16 protein-coding genes are annotated in these 15,054 nt (G+C 62.0%); 12 read left to right on the top strand and 4 right to left on the bottom strand.

All coding sequences use genetic code 11. The annotated features are described in order from the left end of the window. Nucleotides 1-1,163, bottom strand: a 1,163-nt coding sequence (locus VIH17_06585) for an FAD-binding oxidoreductase (protein ID HEY4682901.1), incomplete at its 3' end; no start/stop codon positions are given. 11 nt (nucleotides 1,164-1,174) lie between these two features. Next, nucleotides 1,175-2,617, bottom strand: coding sequence for an FAD-linked oxidase C-terminal domain-containing protein (locus VIH17_06580; protein ID HEY4682900.1), 1,443 nt, complete (start codon nucleotides 2,615-2,617; stop codon nucleotides 1,175-1,177). A gap of 187 nt (nucleotides 2,618-2,804) precedes the next feature. On the opposite strand from VIH17_06580, the gene VIH17_06575 reads away from it, so the two are divergent. The 7 genes from VIH17_06575 to VIH17_06545 all read left to right on the top strand — a co-directional run bounded on the left by VIH17_06575 (nucleotide 2,805) and on the right by VIH17_06545 (nucleotide 10,106). After that, nucleotides 2,805-4,100: an MFS transporter gene (locus VIH17_06575; GenBank protein HEY4682899.1), complete on the top strand. Its 1,296-nt coding sequence runs from the start codon at nucleotides 2,805-2,807 to the stop codon at nucleotides 4,098-4,100. A gap of 100 nt (nucleotides 4,101-4,200) precedes the next feature. Next, nucleotides 4,201-5,181 carry a D-glycerate dehydrogenase gene (locus VIH17_06570; GenBank protein HEY4682898.1) on the top strand — a complete coding sequence of 327 codons (981 nt, stop codon included), beginning with the start codon at nucleotides 4,201-4,203 and terminating at the stop codon, nucleotides 5,179-5,181. A 60-nt stretch (nucleotides 5,182-5,241) separates the two neighbouring features. Next, on the top strand, nucleotides 5,242-5,667 hold the full coding sequence (locus tag VIH17_06565) for a heme-binding protein (protein ID HEY4682897.1): 426 nt from the start codon (nucleotides 5,242-5,244) through the stop codon (nucleotides 5,665-5,667). A gap of 120 nt (nucleotides 5,668-5,787) precedes the next feature. After that, nucleotides 5,788-7,095, top strand: a complete 1,308-nt coding sequence (locus VIH17_06560; GenBank protein ID HEY4682896.1) for a DUF4147 domain-containing protein — start codon at nucleotides 5,788-5,790, stop codon at nucleotides 7,093-7,095. Between the two features lie 166 nt (nucleotides 7,096-7,261). Then, on the top strand, nucleotides 7,262-7,984 hold the full coding sequence (locus VIH17_06555; protein HEY4682895.1) for a (Fe-S)-binding protein: 723 nt from the start codon (nucleotides 7,262-7,264) through the stop codon (nucleotides 7,982-7,984). Beyond that, nucleotides 7,984-9,432, top strand: a complete 1,449-nt coding sequence (locus VIH17_06550) for a LutB/LldF family L-lactate oxidation iron-sulfur protein (GenBank protein ID HEY4682894.1) — start codon at nucleotides 7,984-7,986, stop codon at nucleotides 9,430-9,432. Before VIH17_06555 ends, VIH17_06550 begins: the two co-directional genes overlap by 1 nt. Continuing rightward, nucleotides 9,387-10,106, top strand: coding sequence for a lactate utilization protein (locus VIH17_06545; protein ID HEY4682893.1), 720 nt, complete (start codon nucleotides 9,387-9,389; stop codon nucleotides 10,104-10,106). Before VIH17_06550 ends, VIH17_06545 begins: the two co-directional genes overlap by 46 nt. A 254-nt stretch (nucleotides 10,107-10,360) precedes the next feature. On the opposite strand, the gene VIH17_06540 is transcribed toward VIH17_06545, so the two are convergent. Both VIH17_06540 and VIH17_06535 read right to left on the bottom strand, forming a co-directional pair. Further along, complete coding sequence (locus tag VIH17_06540) at nucleotides 10,361-11,152, bottom strand: SDR family oxidoreductase (GenBank protein ID HEY4682892.1); 792 nt, start codon at nucleotides 11,150-11,152, stop codon at nucleotides 10,361-10,363. An 8-nt stretch (nucleotides 11,153-11,160) separates the two neighbouring features. Further along, nucleotides 11,161-11,514 carry a cupin domain-containing protein gene (locus VIH17_06535; GenBank protein HEY4682891.1) on the bottom strand — a complete coding sequence of 118 codons (354 nt, stop codon included), beginning with the start codon at nucleotides 11,512-11,514 and terminating at the stop codon, nucleotides 11,161-11,163. A 46-nt stretch (nucleotides 11,515-11,560) separates the two neighbouring features. Between VIH17_06535 and VIH17_06530 the strand changes: the two genes are divergently transcribed. The 5 genes from VIH17_06530 (at nucleotide 11,561) to tadA (ending at nucleotide 15,047) form a co-directional block, all read left to right on the top strand. Continuing rightward, nucleotides 11,561-12,334 carry a cytochrome c family protein gene (locus tag VIH17_06530; protein HEY4682890.1) on the top strand — a complete coding sequence of 258 codons (774 nt, stop codon included), beginning with the start codon at nucleotides 11,561-11,563 and terminating at the stop codon, nucleotides 12,332-12,334. Between the two features lie 160 nt (nucleotides 12,335-12,494). Continuing rightward, a complete protein-coding gene (locus VIH17_06525; GenBank protein HEY4682889.1) occupies nucleotides 12,495-12,665 on the top strand; it encodes a hypothetical protein in 171 nt (56 codons plus the stop codon). A gap of 61 nt (nucleotides 12,666-12,726) precedes the next feature. Beyond that, nucleotides 12,727-13,338 carry a methyltransferase gene (locus tag VIH17_06520; GenBank protein HEY4682888.1) on the top strand — a complete coding sequence of 204 codons (612 nt, stop codon included), beginning with the start codon at nucleotides 12,727-12,729 and terminating at the stop codon, nucleotides 13,336-13,338. A 46-nt stretch (nucleotides 13,339-13,384) separates the two neighbouring features. Further along, the gene (locus VIH17_06515; GenBank protein ID HEY4682887.1) at nucleotides 13,385-14,524 is read left to right on the top strand and encodes a hypothetical protein; all 1,140 of its coding nucleotides are present in this window, start codon (nucleotides 13,385-13,387) and stop codon (nucleotides 14,522-14,524) included. A gap of 61 nt (nucleotides 14,525-14,585) precedes the next feature. Further along, entirely contained in the window at nucleotides 14,586-15,047 is a 462-nt protein-coding gene (gene tadA / locus VIH17_06510) for a tRNA adenosine(34) deaminase TadA (GenBank protein ID HEY4682886.1), read from the top strand. Nucleotides 15,048-15,054: the final 7 nt, after the last annotated feature.

Below are 15,054 nucleotides of genomic sequence, written 5' to 3'. Positions count from 1 at the left end.
GCCATTTTGCCAATCGTTGCCCGGCCAGCTTCCTTTGCCAGCAGACAAGCGTAGCCAACGGCCGTGCCGGCTCTCGCCACCACGGCAAGAAGGAGACCAGACCGGGCGGCCACCTCTTGCGCCTTCTTGAGCCACGCCCCGAGTTGGGTCAGGGGCAAAGAGGCGCGCACCACGATCATCGCCGGGTAGCGAGCGGCCAGGCGCTCGCGGAAGGCGCGCACCCCCTCCCACATTTGCCTTTCCGGCTCGGCAGCAAGCTCGAGAAAACTGCTCGCGCTCGACTCCCTCGCCAGTTTTTCCGCTTCGGTGGCATGCCGGGCAACCAAGGCTTCCACGCCGCCTACGCCGACCAGTAGCCACCAGGCGGTTTGCTCCACCTCGGGTGTATCTCCGCGGAGAGTCCGGGCTGCCTCGCGGTCGAGCAGATCGAGGGCGCGGGGCTGGAGCACGGAGTGGACAATTTTCCTTCGCATCTCCAAGGCAGATTCCAGCGAGGCAAAGCCGGCCGCCAGCGTGGCCGTCCGCGGCGGGACGGGAAACGTTCGAAAATTGGCTGAGGTGATGATGCCCAGCGTGCCGAGGGAACCGATCATCAACTTGGCAAGGTCGTAGCCGGCCACATTTTTCACCACGCGCCCGCCGGTCTTGACGATTTTCCCTTCCCCGGTGACGAACTGCATCCCGATGGTGAAGTCGCGAACGGTGCCGTAGCCGTAGCGCAAGGGGCCGCTCGCGTGCGTCGCCAGAATTCCCCCCACCGTCGCCCCCCTCGAAGGAGCATCCACGGGGAGAAACTGCCGATGGGCTCCCAGAGTTTGCTGGAACGCCGCCAGCGTTGCTCCCGCTTCGACGGAAACCGTCAAATCGGCCGGGTCATAGGCCAGCACCTGGTTCATGCGGGCGAGCGAGACGACGACATCGAGCTGCCGCGGAATGTTCCCGAGTTGGGCGTCGGAGAAACCCCCAGCCGGCATGAGCGCCAGCCGATCGCTTCGGGCCAGGCGAACGATCTCGACCACTTCATCGGCCGAGCCTGGCCGGGCGACCGCGCCCGGAACCTTCCCGTCCACCGAGAATCGCCGCAGCTCTTCCGGCGCGACGATCACCTCGGTTGCCCCTACGATTCCGGAAAGCTGTTCGAGAAGCGAGGTCGCTGCCGGCATGCTGCTCTCTCTCAATCGCCGCGGCGCATCACCACCGGCCGCACCGTCATCTCCTTGCACGTTTTCAACAGTGGAATCACCTTTTCGGGATTGATCCGGCCGTCCGGATTGAAGACGCGCTTGACCTTTTCCATGGCGGCAAAATCATCGTCAGAGAAGAGCAAAGGCATCATCTCGCGTTTTTCCATTCCCACGCCGTGTTCGCCGGTGAGCGAGCCGCCTTGTTCGACGCAGAGCCGCATGATTTCGCTGGCGGCGGCAACCACCCGGCGGAACTGCTCCTGGTCGCGTTCATCAAAAAGAATCAGCGGATGGAGGTTGCCATCGCCGGCGTGGAAGACGTTGCCGATTTGAAAGCCGTGCCGCCGGCCGATTTCATCAATTTTGCGGAGAACGAAGGGCAACTTCGAGCGAGGAATCACGCCGTCTTGCGCGTAGTAGCTCGGGGCCAGGCGGCCGATGGCCCCGAAGGCGTTTTTGCGCCCGGTCCAGAGGAGCTCGCGCTCGCGGGCATCTCGGGCGACGCGGACTTCTCGCGCGTGGTGGGCGCGGCAGACTTCGTCAATCTGCCCGGCCTGCACCTCGACGGCTTCACGCAACCCTTCCACCTCAACCAGCAAGACGGCGCCGGCATCGAGCGGGTAGCCGGCGTGGGTGGCGGCCTCGACTGCCTTGAGGCTCAATCCGTCCAGCATCTCGCACGCTGCCGGGGTAATCGCGCGGGCAGTGATATCCGCCACCGTCTCGCTGGCATCGTTCACCGTCTCAAAAATTGCGAGCAACGTCTTGACCGCCTCCGAAGCGCGCATGAGGCGCACGGTAATGGCGGTGATGATGGCCAATGTCCCTTCCGAGCCCACCATCACGCCGGTCAAATCATAGCCGGGGGAGTCCGGCGAGCTGCCGCTGACCGAGCCACCGAGTTCCACCACCTCACCGTTCGCCAGGACAACTTCGAGGCCGACAACATGGTTGACGGTTACGCCATAAGCGAGGGTGTGCGGCCCGCCGGCGTTTTCCGCCACATTGCCGCCGATGGTGCAGGCCTTCTGGCTGGAGGGGTCGGGGGCAAAGAAGTAGCCGCTCGCTTCGACGGCGCGCGTCAGGTCGAGATTTACCACCCCGGGCTGAACCCTGGCCCGGAGATTTTCCAGATCGATTTCCAGAATCTTGTTCATGCGCGAGAAGCCGATGACGATCCCGCCGGCGGCGGCCAAGGCCCCGCCGGAAAGACCCGTTCCCGCTCCACGGCCCACCAGGGGAATTTTTCCGCGCGCGGTCAGACGAACGATGCCCGCCACCTGCTCGGTGCTTCGGGGAAAGACAACCGCATCGGGAAGCGAACGCTCGACCGAACCGTCATATTCATAGAGGAGAAGGTCTTCGCGTCTGTCCAGGACGCCATCCTCCCCCACAATCCGCTTGAGCTCACGAATAATTTTCTTGTCGAGCATGCCTTTTTTCGACTATATGCGGCGTGGGTGGCGGTGTCAACGCAGCATCCTGCCCCGGGTTTGTGGTACGACTCCGTGCCTCGAACATAATAGTTGCAACTCTGGGCAAATTTCTTCAAATTCTCCGGCGGCGGATATAAAGCCAGATCCACCGCAGAGGCACAGAGGCCGCCAGGACAGGCAAAAGATGCAGCGCTCCATGATGGAAGCCTACGGCTGGTGGCACGGGATCACACGCTACCAGTGGCTCGTGCTCCTGGTAGCGTGGATGGGCTGGGTGTTTGACTCCATGGATGCCACTCTCTACGTGGTGGTGCTGACGCCGGCGCTGAAAACCTTGCTTGGCCCGGCCGCGACCGACGCCGCCATTGCTGCGCGCGGCGGGCTCATTCTTGCGTTTTTCTTGATTGGCTGGGCCATTGGCGGAGTGCTCTTTGGCGTGTTCGCCGATCGCCTGGGACGCACGCGAGCCTTGATCTGGACGATTTTGATCTATGCGGTCTTCACCGGCCTGGCGGCCCTTTCCCAGACCTGGTGGCATCTGGCCATTTTTCGTTTTTTGACGGCCATCGGTGTCGGAGGCGAGTGGGCGGCTGGCGCGGCGCTGGTGGCGGAGGTCTGGCCGCTGCGGGCGCGGACGATGGCCGGGGGAGTGTTGCATTCCGCCTGGGCGGTGGGTGTCTTTTTTGCCGGCGCGGTGAACTATTTCATCGGGCCGTATAGTTGGCGCGCGGTGTTTGTGGTAGGGGTCGCGCCGGCGCTGGTGGCCCTGGTGGTGCGGCGGAATGTCCGCGAGCCAGAAATGTGGCACGCGGCGGTCAACCGCTTGCGCGCGACGGACAGTCCTGAGTTTTCGGTCGGGCGCATGCGAGAACTCTTCCGGCCGGGCCTGCTCCGGGCGACGCTGGTTGGTTCCCTGATGGCGTTCGTGGCGGTCTTCGGCCTTTGGGGAGTCACCTATTGGACGCCGCTCCTGATTCGCCACGCCCCGGATGCGGCGCTGGTCGCTGAAGCGGCGACCGTGCACCGGGTTAGCTTGGGCGTGATGATCTTGAACGTGGGGGCGCTTGTTGGGTATCTGGCCTTCGCGCCGTTGACGATCCGGATTGGGAGAAGGTGGGCGTTCTTTATCTTTTTTCTGGGGGCGCTCGTGATGGTGCCGACATTATTTCACACGGCGAGGCGGTACGACCAGATGTTGTGGCTGCTGCCGCTGTTGGGGTTTTTTACGAACGGCATCTTCACCGGCTTTGCCATCTATTTCCCGGAGCTCTATCCGACGCGGTTGCGGACCACCGGGGCGGGCTTCTGCTTCAATTTTGCCCGCGTCTTCGCATCCACTGGGCCGTTCCTGACGGGCGCTCTCACGGGGCTGTTTGGTTCCTTCAGCCGGGCGGTGACGGCGGTGGGGATGATCTACCTGCTCGGCTTGCTCCTGTTGCCGTTTGCGCCGGAGACGAGGGGCAAAGATTTGCCGGCCTAGCGCCCCGGCTTGTTTTTCTTGGCAGGTGGAATTATCGTCAGCTACTCTAGTGGGTCCCGCGGTAAAGCAGTTCTGAGCGGATCCCGGGCAAGTGGAATCCATGCCGGAAAAACCGAAAATCCTGGTCACTCGAACCCTTCCGGAGCCGGCCGCTCGCATGCTGGCGGAATGCGGCGACGTGGAATGGTGGACGGCGAAGGATTTCATTCCCAAGGCCGAAATCATTCGCCGTTTGCCGCAGAAGCATGCGCTCATCTGCCTGCTGACCGAGCCCATTGACGAGGAAGTCTTGAACGCGGCGCAAGAACTCAAGATCGTCGCCAACATCGCCGTCGGATTCAATAATATTGATGTGGCAGCGGCGACTCGACGCAAGATTGTGGTTACGAATACCCCCGGAGTACTCGATGAAACCACCGCTGACCTGGCGTTCGCCCTGCTGCTGGCGATCGCGCGCAGGCTCGGCGAAGCCGAGCGGTTCCTCCGCGCCGGCCGGTACAAGGGCTGGGATCTTGATCTCATGCTGGGTGTGGACGTGTACCAAAAAACGCTGGGGATCGTGGGCTTCGGTCGCATCGGCCGGGCGGTTGCCAAGCGGGCGCAGGGTTTTTCGATGCGCGTCCTCTATGCGGACGAATTTCGCGCTCCGGAAGAAATGGAAAAGTCGCTGAATGCCTCGCGCGTGGGTCTGGAGACCTTGTTGCGCGAGTCAGACTTTGTTTCGTTGCACGTGCCCCTGCTGCCCGGGACGCGGCACCTGATCAGCACCCGGCAACTGGCGTTGATGAAGCCCACCGCCTGCCTGATTAACAACTCGCGCGGTCCGGTGGTGGACGAGGCAGCGTTGGCGGAGGCGCTGGCTGCCGGGCGGATTCGCGGCGCCGCCCTGGACGTCTTTGAAAACGAGCCGGCCGTGCACCCCACTCTGCTCAAGCTCGAGAACGTGGTGCTCGTGCCGCATATCGGCAGCGCTTCCGTCGAAACACGGCAAAAAATGGCGGTGATGGCGGTGGAAAACGTCATCGCCGTGCTGAACGGCAGGAGGCCGGCGAACATCGTCAATCCCGAGGTTCTCGGGTAGCACCTTCGCTTCGCAGTCCGGCCCGCCCCGACCGGCCTGCTGCATCTGGCGAGGCACCTCATGAAAACGCGACCGGCTGTCAAACTCACATTGGAGGGAGCGCGAGCCATCCTGGCTGCGGCGGAAAAGAAGGCAGCCGACATGGGTGTGCCGCAGTGTATCGCCGTGGTGGACGAAGGCGGCTATTTGCTCGCTTTCGCGCGCATGGATGGAGCAAAACTGTCTTCGGTGCAAGTCGCCATCACCAAAGCGGTCTCGGCCGCCATCCGTCGCACTGAAACCGGGCCCAGCTCGAGCGGCGGTGAAATCAGCCTGACCCTCTCCCTTGGGTTGCCGATGGCGACCGAAGGCCGCATTACGCCGATTCGGGGCGGAATCCCGATCGTGCTCGAGGGGGAAGTGGTTGGCGGAATCGGCGTCAGTTCCGGCACGGAAGAACAGGACGTGGAAGTCGCTCGCGCTGGCCTCGCCGCCCTCGGGAAGTAAGCGAAGATTTTTTGAGCTCAGATGAATTCGCTTGATGCCCATTCACCTGAGGTTTGTAAAATGCCTCACGTGATTTGAAGCCGCGCGTCACCTGAGCTCGAACCGCGCTGTCCGCACCCGATGAAGGATCTCAAGCAAATCGCCCGCCGGATTTTTTTGACCGCGCTTGCTGGCGTGGAGCTCGACCGGCTTCTCCCGCCCAAAGTTTGTCGGGAGGGTTCCACGCTCCGGATAGGCCCGCACCAGCAAAAGCTGGATGGCTTCGGTGAGATTCGCATCATCGCCTTCGGCAAGGCGGCTGCGCCGATGGCAAGAGCCGTTGCTGATCTTCTATTACCGGACTATCGGGCAAGCGGCGTGGTCGTTGCCCCGGCCGCGGCGCCGGTGCCCGCCGGCTTCCGGCTTCTCACCGCCGGGCATCCCATCCCGAATCAGGGAAGCCTGGATGCCGCACGAGCGGTGGAAGAATTTCTTGCTGGAGCACCCGCTTCCGCACTGGTGATGTTCTTGATTTCCGGAGGCGGTTCGGCGCTGCTCGAACGGCCCATCATCTCCTCCATTTCGCTCGCTGAACTTCAGGCCTGGAACGCTTTGCTGGTCGGCTGCGGCGCGACGATTGAAGAAATCAATGTCCTCCGGAAGCATCTTTCGGCGGTCAAAGGCGGACGCCTGGCCTGGCTTGGCCGAGGGCCGACCCAATGGACGCTTTTGGTCAGCGATGTTCCCGAAGGAAGGACTTCGACGATCGCCTCCGGGCCGACCCTGCCGGATCCTTCCACGGTGGCTGACTGCTACCGGATTGCCGAACGCTACCGGCTTTTGGAGCGAATGCCCGGCACGATTCGCAAACTGTTCACCGAGAAACAGCTTGAAGAAACTCCCAAGCCGGGCGACGCCGCGTTCAAGCAATCGCGCCATTTTGTCCTGGCATCCTCGCGCGATCTGGCTCACTCGGCCCATCGAGCCGCTGAGGCGGCGGGATTCTGCACCGACGTGGACAATGGCTGCGACGATTGGCCGCTCGAGAAGGCCGCCGACTATCTCTGGGAGCGTTTTGGCGAATGCCGAAAGCTCTGTGGCGGCCGGCCGGTGGGTCTGGTTTCAACCGGTGAACTGACTTGTCCGGTTACGGGTCCCGGGGTGGGCGGCCGCAACCAGGCATTTGTCCTGCGCATGCTCGAGCGCATTGCTGACCGATCCATAGCTGTGCTCAGCGCAGGAAGCGACGGCGTGGACGGCAATAGCCCGGCGGCAGGGGCGGTAGCCGACGGCACGAGTCTCGGCCAGGCGCGGGCCCTGGGCCTCGACCCGGCCGCTTATTTTGCCAGGAGCGATTCCCATTCCTTCTTTCGCGCCCTGGGCGAGACGATTGAAACGGGCCCCACAGGGAATAATCTTCGCGATCTGCGTTTGATTCTTTCCGCGTAGAGGCCGCCTTCAGACGAGCCCCGTACCGATCCGGTACGGGGCAGGCATTCCCTGCTAGGACGAAGGAAACTCATGTGCCGGCCTGAAGCCGCCGCTACGAGTGCCAAGCCTTTCGAGAGGCTTCCTTGTTTCGAGCGCTCGCCCAGCGTAGAATCTTCTTCCCATTATGCGCGTCGCGCTTTTCGTCACCTGCCTCGTCGATCAATTTTTTCCTTCCGTTGGAGAAGCCACGGTCCAGGTCCTGCGCCGGCTCGGGGTGGAGGTGGATTTTCCCGAGGAGCAGACCTGTTGCGGGCAGCCGGCGTTTAACACCGGCTACTGGAACGAGGCCCGCGAGGTGGCCGGGCGCATGCTCACCGTCTTTGAGCCGTACGACTATGTGGTGGCGCCCTCGGGCTCCTGCGTGGCCATGGTGAAGCACTTCTACGCCGACCTGTTCCAAGCCGATGAGCAGAAACGCCAGAAGGCAGCATCGCTCGGCGCCAAGACCTACGAGCTTTCCCAATTCCTGATTCACGTCTTGAAGAAAGAAGATGTTGGGGCGCGGTTCAGCGGACGGGTGACCTACCATGACAGTTGCCATGGCCTCCGCGGGTTGGGGATTGTGGACGAGCCGCGGCGGCTGCTCCGCGCCGTGCGCGGCCTGGAGCTTGCCGAGCTCGAAGCTTCGGATCGCTGTTGCGGCTTTGGCGGAACCTTTTCCGTGAAGATGGCGGAAATCTCGGTGGCGATGTTGCGCGACAAGATCGAGACCATTCGCCGGACCGGCGCCCGCTATGTCATCGGCCTGGATTCGAGTTGCCTGATGCAGATCGCTGGCTTGCTCCACCGGCAGAAAGTTCCCATTGAAACCATGCACCTTGCCGAATTGCTGGCCAGGCGGGACTGATGGCGGAAACGCTTCCCCTTTTCGAGGAAAGAGCGCGGAAGGCGCTTGAAAATGCGCGGCTGCAAAAATCGCTGACGCAGATGGCCCGGCGCTTTGCCGGGGCGCGTCTCCAGGCCATGGCGCAATTTCCCGACTGGGAACGGTACCGCCAGCTCGCCCATGACATCAAGAAGCATACTCTCGACCACCTCGGCGATTACCTGGAAGAGCTGGAAAGGCGCGTAACGGACCGCGGCGGCCGGGTTCTGTGGGCCAAGGACGCCCGGGCGGCCTGCGACTTTGTGCTCCGGATCGCCCGCGAGCGCCGCATCAAAACGGCGGTCAAGAGCAAGTCCATGACCGCCGAGGAGATCGCTCTCAACGAGGCGCTCGAAAAGGGCGGCGTGGAAGCGGTGGAAACCGATCTGGGGGAATTCATCGTGCAACTTGCCGGCGAGCGCCCCTCGCACATCATTGCCCCGGCGGTGCACAAGAGCCGGGAAGAGGTCGCCGAGCTGTTTGTCAGGAAACTCCGCAGCGAGCATTACAACGAGATCGAGCAACTGGCCGGCGTGGCGCGAAAAACCTTGCGGCAGAAATTTCTCCAAGCCGGGATGGGGATCAGCGGCGTGAACTTTGCCGTCGCCGAGACGGGCACGATTGTCATCTTTGAAAACGAAGGCAACGCCCGATTTTGCACCGCCGCTCCCCGCCTTCACGTCGCGCTCATGGGGATCGAGAAGGTGATTCCGCGCATGAACGACCTGCTGGTGTTTCTGGCCCTTCTGGGCCGGGCAGCCACCGGGCAGAAGCTCCCGAGCTATGTTTCTTTTTTGACCGGCCCGCGGCGGCCTGGCGAGAAGGACGGGCCGGAAGAATTTTTCCTCATCCTGCTGGACAACGGCCGGTCGCGCATCCTTCGGGACCCGTTGCGCCGGGAGTCGCTCTACTGCATTCGCTGCGGCGCCTGCCTGAACGTTTGCCCCGTCTATCAGAAAATTGGCGGCCACGCCTACGGCTGGGTCTATTCCGGTCCGATTGGGGCGGTGCTGAGCCCGCAATATCAGGGCATGAGGGAAGCGGGCGAGTTGCCGTACGCCTCCTCGCTCTGCGGCGCCTGCGAAGACGCTTGCCCGGTGAAAATCCCGCTGCCCCGTCTCTTGCTCGATCTCCGGCGAGAAGCAATCGAAACCGGCGGACAAAAAGAGGGCAAGCCGGTGGACGCGGCCGAGAGGCGAGCGATGCGCTGGTGGCTCCGGGTGAATCGGAGCGCCCGAAGCTACCGGTTCTTCACCGCCATTGCCCGGCGCGTCGGGCGGTGGAAAGCTACCGGCGAATATATTTCATCCCTCTCGGGAGCGCTTGCCGGTTGGACGAAGGAGCGCGACTTCCCCGCTCCTGCCGCCTCGCCGTTCCGGCAGCGGTGGGCGAAGCTGAAGAAGCAAAAGGAGGCAGGGCCATCGAGTTAAAACGGGGAGAGCGGGAAGAGATCCTTGAGGCCATCACGAAAGCCGGCGCTGTCCGGCTTGACCCCTTGCTTGTGCCCGCGCCGGAAACGATCGAGCCCAATTCGGGCGAGCGCGCCGCCCCGGCTGGGATGATCGAGCGATTCGTGGTGGAAGCGAGCAAGGTAGGCGCTTCGGCCGAACGGGTGGCGTCGCTCGAGCAAGCCCGCAACCGAATCGTGGAAGTGGCGCGCGAGAATCACGTCCGAGTGGTGCTGCGCTCCGAATCGCCCCTCTTCGACGAAATGCTCGTGGATGCGTCGCTGGCAGCGCAGGGAATGGAAGTTTTCATGGCCACGGAGCTCGATCCTTTTGCCGAACGCGCGCAATCGGCCGGCCTTGGCCTTACCGACGCTGATTTCGCCCTCGCCGACACCGGCACACTGGTGATCCTCTCGCGCCCGGGCCATCCGCGAGCGGTGTCGTTGTTGCCGCCGGTGCATATCGCTGTGCTCCCTGTCGGGCGTCTTGTTGCTGACCTGGCCCATCTCTTCGCCGTTTTGGATCTGAAGCAGGCCACCGCCGATTCGAGTGGCATCACTTTCATCACCGGTCCCTCGCGCACTGCCGATATCGAGCAGACCCTGGTAATCGGCGCCCATGGCCCGGCGCGGGTGCACATTATCTTGATAGACTAGGTTTGAGGTGCGGGATGGGAGAGGAATCCACACCCCTCGGCTTCTTCATGGAACTGATTTGGAAATGCCTTCGCTGCGGCTATATCGCCCGCGGCCAAGACCCGCCCGCAAGCTGCCCACATTGCAAGGGACCCAGAGAAGACTTTGTAAGGGTAGAGGAAGATTAGTCCCTGAAGATCTCTCCGGCCGGCCAGCGGCGGCGGGCCAGGCCAGAAGGCTTGCCGCACGATTTTTTTTGAGCCCGCCCGGGCGGGCTACAGCAGCCCCTTGACGTAGCCGCCATCCACCGCAATTGTTGTCCCGCTCAGATAGCTTGCCTTTTCGGAGGCAAGGAAAACGACCAGGGCAGCCAGTTCTTCCGGCTTGCCAAGGCGCTGAAGAGGCACACTGGCAGCCCAGCGACGATAGATTTCCTCGGCGGAAACTCCGGCAGCGCGCGCCTGCGCTCCCGCCAGCTCTCCCAGCCGCTCGGTGAGCGTGTAGCCGGGACAAACGGTGTTCACCAAGATGTTGTCCTTGCCGAATTCGTTGGCCAGCGTCTTGGCAAGGCCGGCAACGCCGGCGCGGAGAGAGTTTGAGAGAAGCAGGCCGTCAATCGGCTGCTTGACGGACATTGAAGCCATGAAAATCAATCTCCCCCAATGGCGCTCGAGCATCCGGGGCAAAACTTCGCGGGCGAAATATACGGCGCTCAGCAAGACCAGATCCACCGCCTGATGCCATTCCTCAAGGCTGATCGAAAGAAAATTCTTGGCGGGCGGCCCGCCGGTGTTTGTCACGCAGATGTCCACGCCGCCGAAGCGATGGGCAACGTCTTCGACAAAGCTGCGAACCTGGTCCGGCTTTGTGACGTCCACCGCTTTCCAGAAAACCTTCTGGCCTGTCTGTGCCTCGATTTCGCTCGCAGCGATATGGAGGTCAGCCCCGGTGCGGGCGCAAATGCTCACCTGCGCGCCCTCGCGCGCCAGGCCCGCAGCCACCGCTTTTCCCAGGCCTTTGCTGGCCGCCGCCACAATCGCCACCCGGCCTTTCAGCCCCAAGTCCATGCTGCCTCCTATGCCTGGCCGCGAAGGTAGGCATCCTCCCCGGCCAGCCAATCCTTGCGGATCGGCGAAAAGACGTCCATCGCCACCGTGTCTGAGAGGGCTTCGGCAGCATGAGGGACGCCTGAAGGAATGTAAAGCACTTCCCCGCCCCGCACTACAATTTCGCAGTCGCGAAAGACAAATTTGAGTTGGCCCGAGAGGATCTGGCTGAATTGCTCGCTTTCGTGTTGATGCTCGGGGACCACAGCTCCTTTCGCCATGAAAAATCGCGCCAGCATGGCCTGCTCGCCGGCAATCAACTGCCGGGTGATCTTTTCATTCATCCGGACAACTTCCACATGCGCCCAATCCACCACTTTCATTTTTGTCCCCCAATAAAATGGGGCTTTTGGCCGAGCCGGGCCGGGTTTGCAACTGAAATTTGCCGCGGGCAACACCGGAGGTGACGGGCATCCCGGCGAAAATGTTGCCGGAGGCTTTGTCGAGTGCGCTGGTGCTATACTCGACCGGCCGGGAGCACGACCTCAGTTGGATCTCTCACGCGTGCCACGGGGTGGCCTGGTGTTGCGAGTGGTCGTCTCCATCAATGGAAAACAGAGAACCGGCCTCTTTTCTGATTTCTCTTTTCTGATTTCTGCTCTCATCCTGTCAGCGCTGGGCTTGGCAGCGCCTCCAGCAAGACCCGCGAACAAATACGTTGGCGTCAGTCGTTGCCGCGTTTGCCATTTGCCGCAAGCAAAGTCGTGGGAGCAAACCAAGATGGCTCGCGCCTTTGAATTGTTGACGCCCGGCGTGCGTTCGGGAGCAAAACGCGCCCGCGGATTCGATCCGGACATAGACTACTCGCGTGACCCAACCTGCCTGCCCTGTCACACCACCGGATTCGGAGAGCCGGGCGGCTTCGTCAGCCTGGAAGAAACTCCAAAGATGGCCGGGGTGCAGTGCGAAGTCTGTCACGGCGCCGGTGAAGGCTACCTGACGCCCCATTTGATGAGCCTCCAAAACAAATCGTACAAACGAGCTGATCTGCTCGCTGCCGGATTGATCCTCCCGAGCGAAGAGGTCTGTCTGAAGTGTCACAACGAAAAGAATCCTTTTGCTCCACAGGGCGAAATCTTCAACTACCCGTTGCGCCGGGAGCAAGGCACGCACGAGCATTTTCCGCTCAAGTTCCCGCATTGAACCCGGCACGGTTTTTTCATAGAAGGGACGGAAGCTCCTCCTTCGCGGCTCTTTTGTGCGGATGGAGGCTGCTCGTCTCGCCCGGGCCGAAATCTATTTACAGACTATCGCGCCTGCCCTAAGATGAAAACGCGAGCGGGGACAGGGTGGAGGAGGAGCGATGAAATTCACACCCAATCTGGGGCCTCTCACAAAAATCAGCTACATCGTGATCGGAATCGCTTTCGTTGCCGGCGGATGGTTTTGGACGACCGCGCCGGATTCCTGGGTTCGCATTGCGCTCGGCGTTGCCGGCATTGTGACGGTCATTGAAGGAGCGGTCGGGTATTGACCGGGGTGCGCGATGCTCGGTCTGAGCATGAAAAAGTAACGAACCGGCAGGCGGAGCAGGTATGGGCTGGGAAGATGGCCTGAGGGTAGTAGTCTATGTGATTCTCCTGGCCCAATTGCCGATCCCGGTTTTCTGGGTTTTTGTCCATCCCTTTACGGATTTCTGGAGAGGCCGGGCGCGTTTTGCCTACGCCTTGGTTGGCGTTCCGGTGTGGGGCCTTTGCGCGGCAGGTGTTCTGCGTTTTCGCGGGCTCCTTTTTGTCCCGGAACCGGTAGCCCTCTCGAGAGTGTTGCTCGGTTTTCTGTTGATCGGGTTGGACCTTTGGTTGATGCGTCGAGTGGAATCCGACCTGGGATGGCGGCGGCTGGTTGGCCTGGCCGAACTCAGCCCGTCCCGTCCCGATGCCCTGGGAGCCGGGAAGCAAGCGCTTTCCGACCGGGGAATCTACGGAAGCATGCGACATCCGCGGTATGCCGGCATGATTCTGTCGGTAACGGGGGCGTGGTTGTTGGCCGGAACGCCGGCGCTTGCCGCCGTGCTCGCGGCGTGGCTGGCCATGGTGCTGGCTATCGTCCAATTGGAAGAAAGAGAGTTGCGGAAAAGGTTCGGCGCCGCTTACGAGGAGTATGCTCGCCGCGTGCCTCGGTTCCTGCCCCGAAAAATTGGGAGATGATCCGGCGGAGCGGGACGGTCCCGAGGCTTCGGGACGGGAGGTTGCCATGAAGCGATGGTGCCTGTTATTCCTCCTGGTTGCGACGGCAAGCTCTGCCGGCGCACAGATTGGCAAACGCGTTCTGATTGCGGCGAACAGCCCGGAAGACAAAGCGCTCAGCGCCATCTCCGCCGAAAGCGACCCGCAAAAAAAAGTTGCCATGTTTGAAGATTTTATTCAAAAATTCGCCGGCTCCGATGCGGTGGTGGTGGCGCTGGAGATGCTTCAAGCGGACTACCTGAAGGCGCAGGACTATCCGAAGGTATGGGAGACGGGAGAGCGAGCGCTGGCCCTGGACCCGCTCGATTTCAACGTCATCACGAGCATGGTTCGAGCAGCCGAACAGATGAACGACGCTCAAACAATCTTTGCCTTCGGAGAGAGAGCGGGCGCCATGGTCAAAACGTTCAAGTCTTCCCCGCCTCCAACCGGGATCTCTCCGGAGGAATGGGCTTCGCGCCGGCAGTCGGATTTGAACGGCATCGCCGATGACTATAACTACGTCGCCTACACCTTCTACAGCCGGGCGGCCAGTGAGCCAAATCTCGCTCAAAGAATCGCCCTGCTCGAACGTTTTGCTGCGGCTTTCCCCGATTCGGCCTACACCGGCTACGCCTATGAGACGGCCGCTGCGACCGCTCAGCAAGTGAACGATCCCGCCAAGCTCGTGGAACTGGCGCAAAAGGCTCTCGCTCTGAACCCCCACAGTATCAGCATGTTGCTGTTGACCGCCGATAGCTGGAGCGAAAGCGGCGAAAAGCTGGACCAGGCCGAAAAGAATGCAAGAGAAGTTCTTGTGCTTTTGCCCAAGGCGCAAAAACCAGCCAATGTGCCGGACGAGGCCTGGAGCAATCAGATCAGCGTCCAGGAAGGGCTCGCGCATTCAATCCTTGGCCAGCTCCTCATCCGGCAGCAGAAAATGTCGGATGCCATCGCGGAACTCAAACTGGGTACGCCGCTGCTCAAAAGGGAGCCGGTCAGCTACGCGCGAAATCAGTACCGGCTCGGTTTTGCCCTGGGCAAGCTCAGACGCCTTGCCGAAGCCCGCACCGTGCTCAATGAAGTGGCCGCGCTCGATACGCCTTACAAGAGTTTGATTCTGGACTTGTTGCAGCAGGTGGGCGGGACTCCCCGGCGGCCGCGGTAGCGGCTCAGCCGCTGCTTGCCCCGCCCTCGCCGGGCTGAGACCCTTGCGCGGAGATAGCTCGGTGCACGAAGAAGACAGCCACTTCATGATGTTGGCGCTCAAAGAGGCGGAGGCGGCCGAGGCAGCGGGCGAGGTGCCGGTGGGAGCGGTGATTGTGCTCGACGGAAAGATGGTGGCCCGCGGCCACAACCGGACCATGGACGACTGCGACCCCACCGCCCACGCTGAAGTGATCGCCCTGCGCCAGGCGGCGCAAAAACTGGCCAACTATCGCCTCACCGGCGCGACCCTCTATGTAACCATCGAACCGTGCGCGATGTGCGCCGGGGCAATGATCCAGGCAAGGGTTGCGCGGCTCGTCTATGGATGCGAGGACCCGAAAGGCGGCGCGATCGTCTCCTGCTTTGAAATGGCCGACCATCCGAAATTGAATCACCGCATGGAAGTCACGCGGGGAGTGCTGGCGGAAGATTGTGCCAGGGCCGTCCAGGCGTTTTTCCAAAAAAAGCGCGATCCCACCTGAAACACTG

It is taken from the genome of Candidatus Acidiferrales bacterium (assembly GCA_036514995.1).
Taxonomy (GTDB): domain Bacteria; phylum Acidobacteriota; class Terriglobia; order Acidiferrales; family DATBWB01; genus DATBWB01.
The sequence above is the reverse complement of the archived record's forward strand: the minus strand, read 5'-3'. Positions and strand labels throughout refer to the sequence as shown.

Excerpts from the sequence above, each read along its gene's own strand:
- VIH17_06580 (HEY4682900.1), bottom strand. The coding sequence starts at position 2,617 with ATGCTCGACAAGAAAATTATTCGTGAGCTCAAGCGGATTGTGGGGGAG.
- VIH17_06575 (HEY4682899.1), top strand. The coding sequence starts at position 2,805 with ATGCAGCGCTCCATGATGGAAGCCTACGGCTGGTGGCACGGGATCACA.
- VIH17_06570 (HEY4682898.1), top strand. The coding sequence starts at position 4,201 with ATGCCGGAAAAACCGAAAATCCTGGTCACTCGAACCCTTCCGGAGCCG.
- VIH17_06565 (HEY4682897.1), top strand. The coding sequence starts at position 5,242 with ATGAAAACGCGACCGGCTGTCAAACTCACATTGGAGGGAGCGCGAGCC.
- VIH17_06560 (HEY4682896.1), top strand. The coding sequence starts at position 5,788 with ATGAAGGATCTCAAGCAAATCGCCCGCCGGATTTTTTTGACCGCGCTT.
- VIH17_06555 (HEY4682895.1), top strand. The coding sequence starts at position 7,262 with ATGCGCGTCGCGCTTTTCGTCACCTGCCTCGTCGATCAATTTTTTCCT.
- VIH17_06550 (HEY4682894.1), top strand. The coding sequence starts at position 7,984 with ATGGCGGAAACGCTTCCCCTTTTCGAGGAAAGAGCGCGGAAGGCGCTT.
- VIH17_06540 (HEY4682892.1), bottom strand. The coding sequence starts at position 11,152 with ATGGACTTGGGGCTGAAAGGCCGGGTGGCGATTGTGGCGGCGGCCAGC.
- VIH17_06535 (HEY4682891.1), bottom strand. The coding sequence starts at position 11,514 with ATGAAAGTGGTGGATTGGGCGCATGTGGAAGTTGTCCGGATGAATGAA.
- VIH17_06525 (HEY4682889.1), top strand. The coding sequence starts at position 12,495 with ATGAAATTCACACCCAATCTGGGGCCTCTCACAAAAATCAGCTACATC.
- VIH17_06520 (HEY4682888.1), top strand. The coding sequence starts at position 12,727 with ATGGGCTGGGAAGATGGCCTGAGGGTAGTAGTCTATGTGATTCTCCTG.
- VIH17_06515 (HEY4682887.1), top strand. The coding sequence starts at position 13,385 with ATGAAGCGATGGTGCCTGTTATTCCTCCTGGTTGCGACGGCAAGCTCT.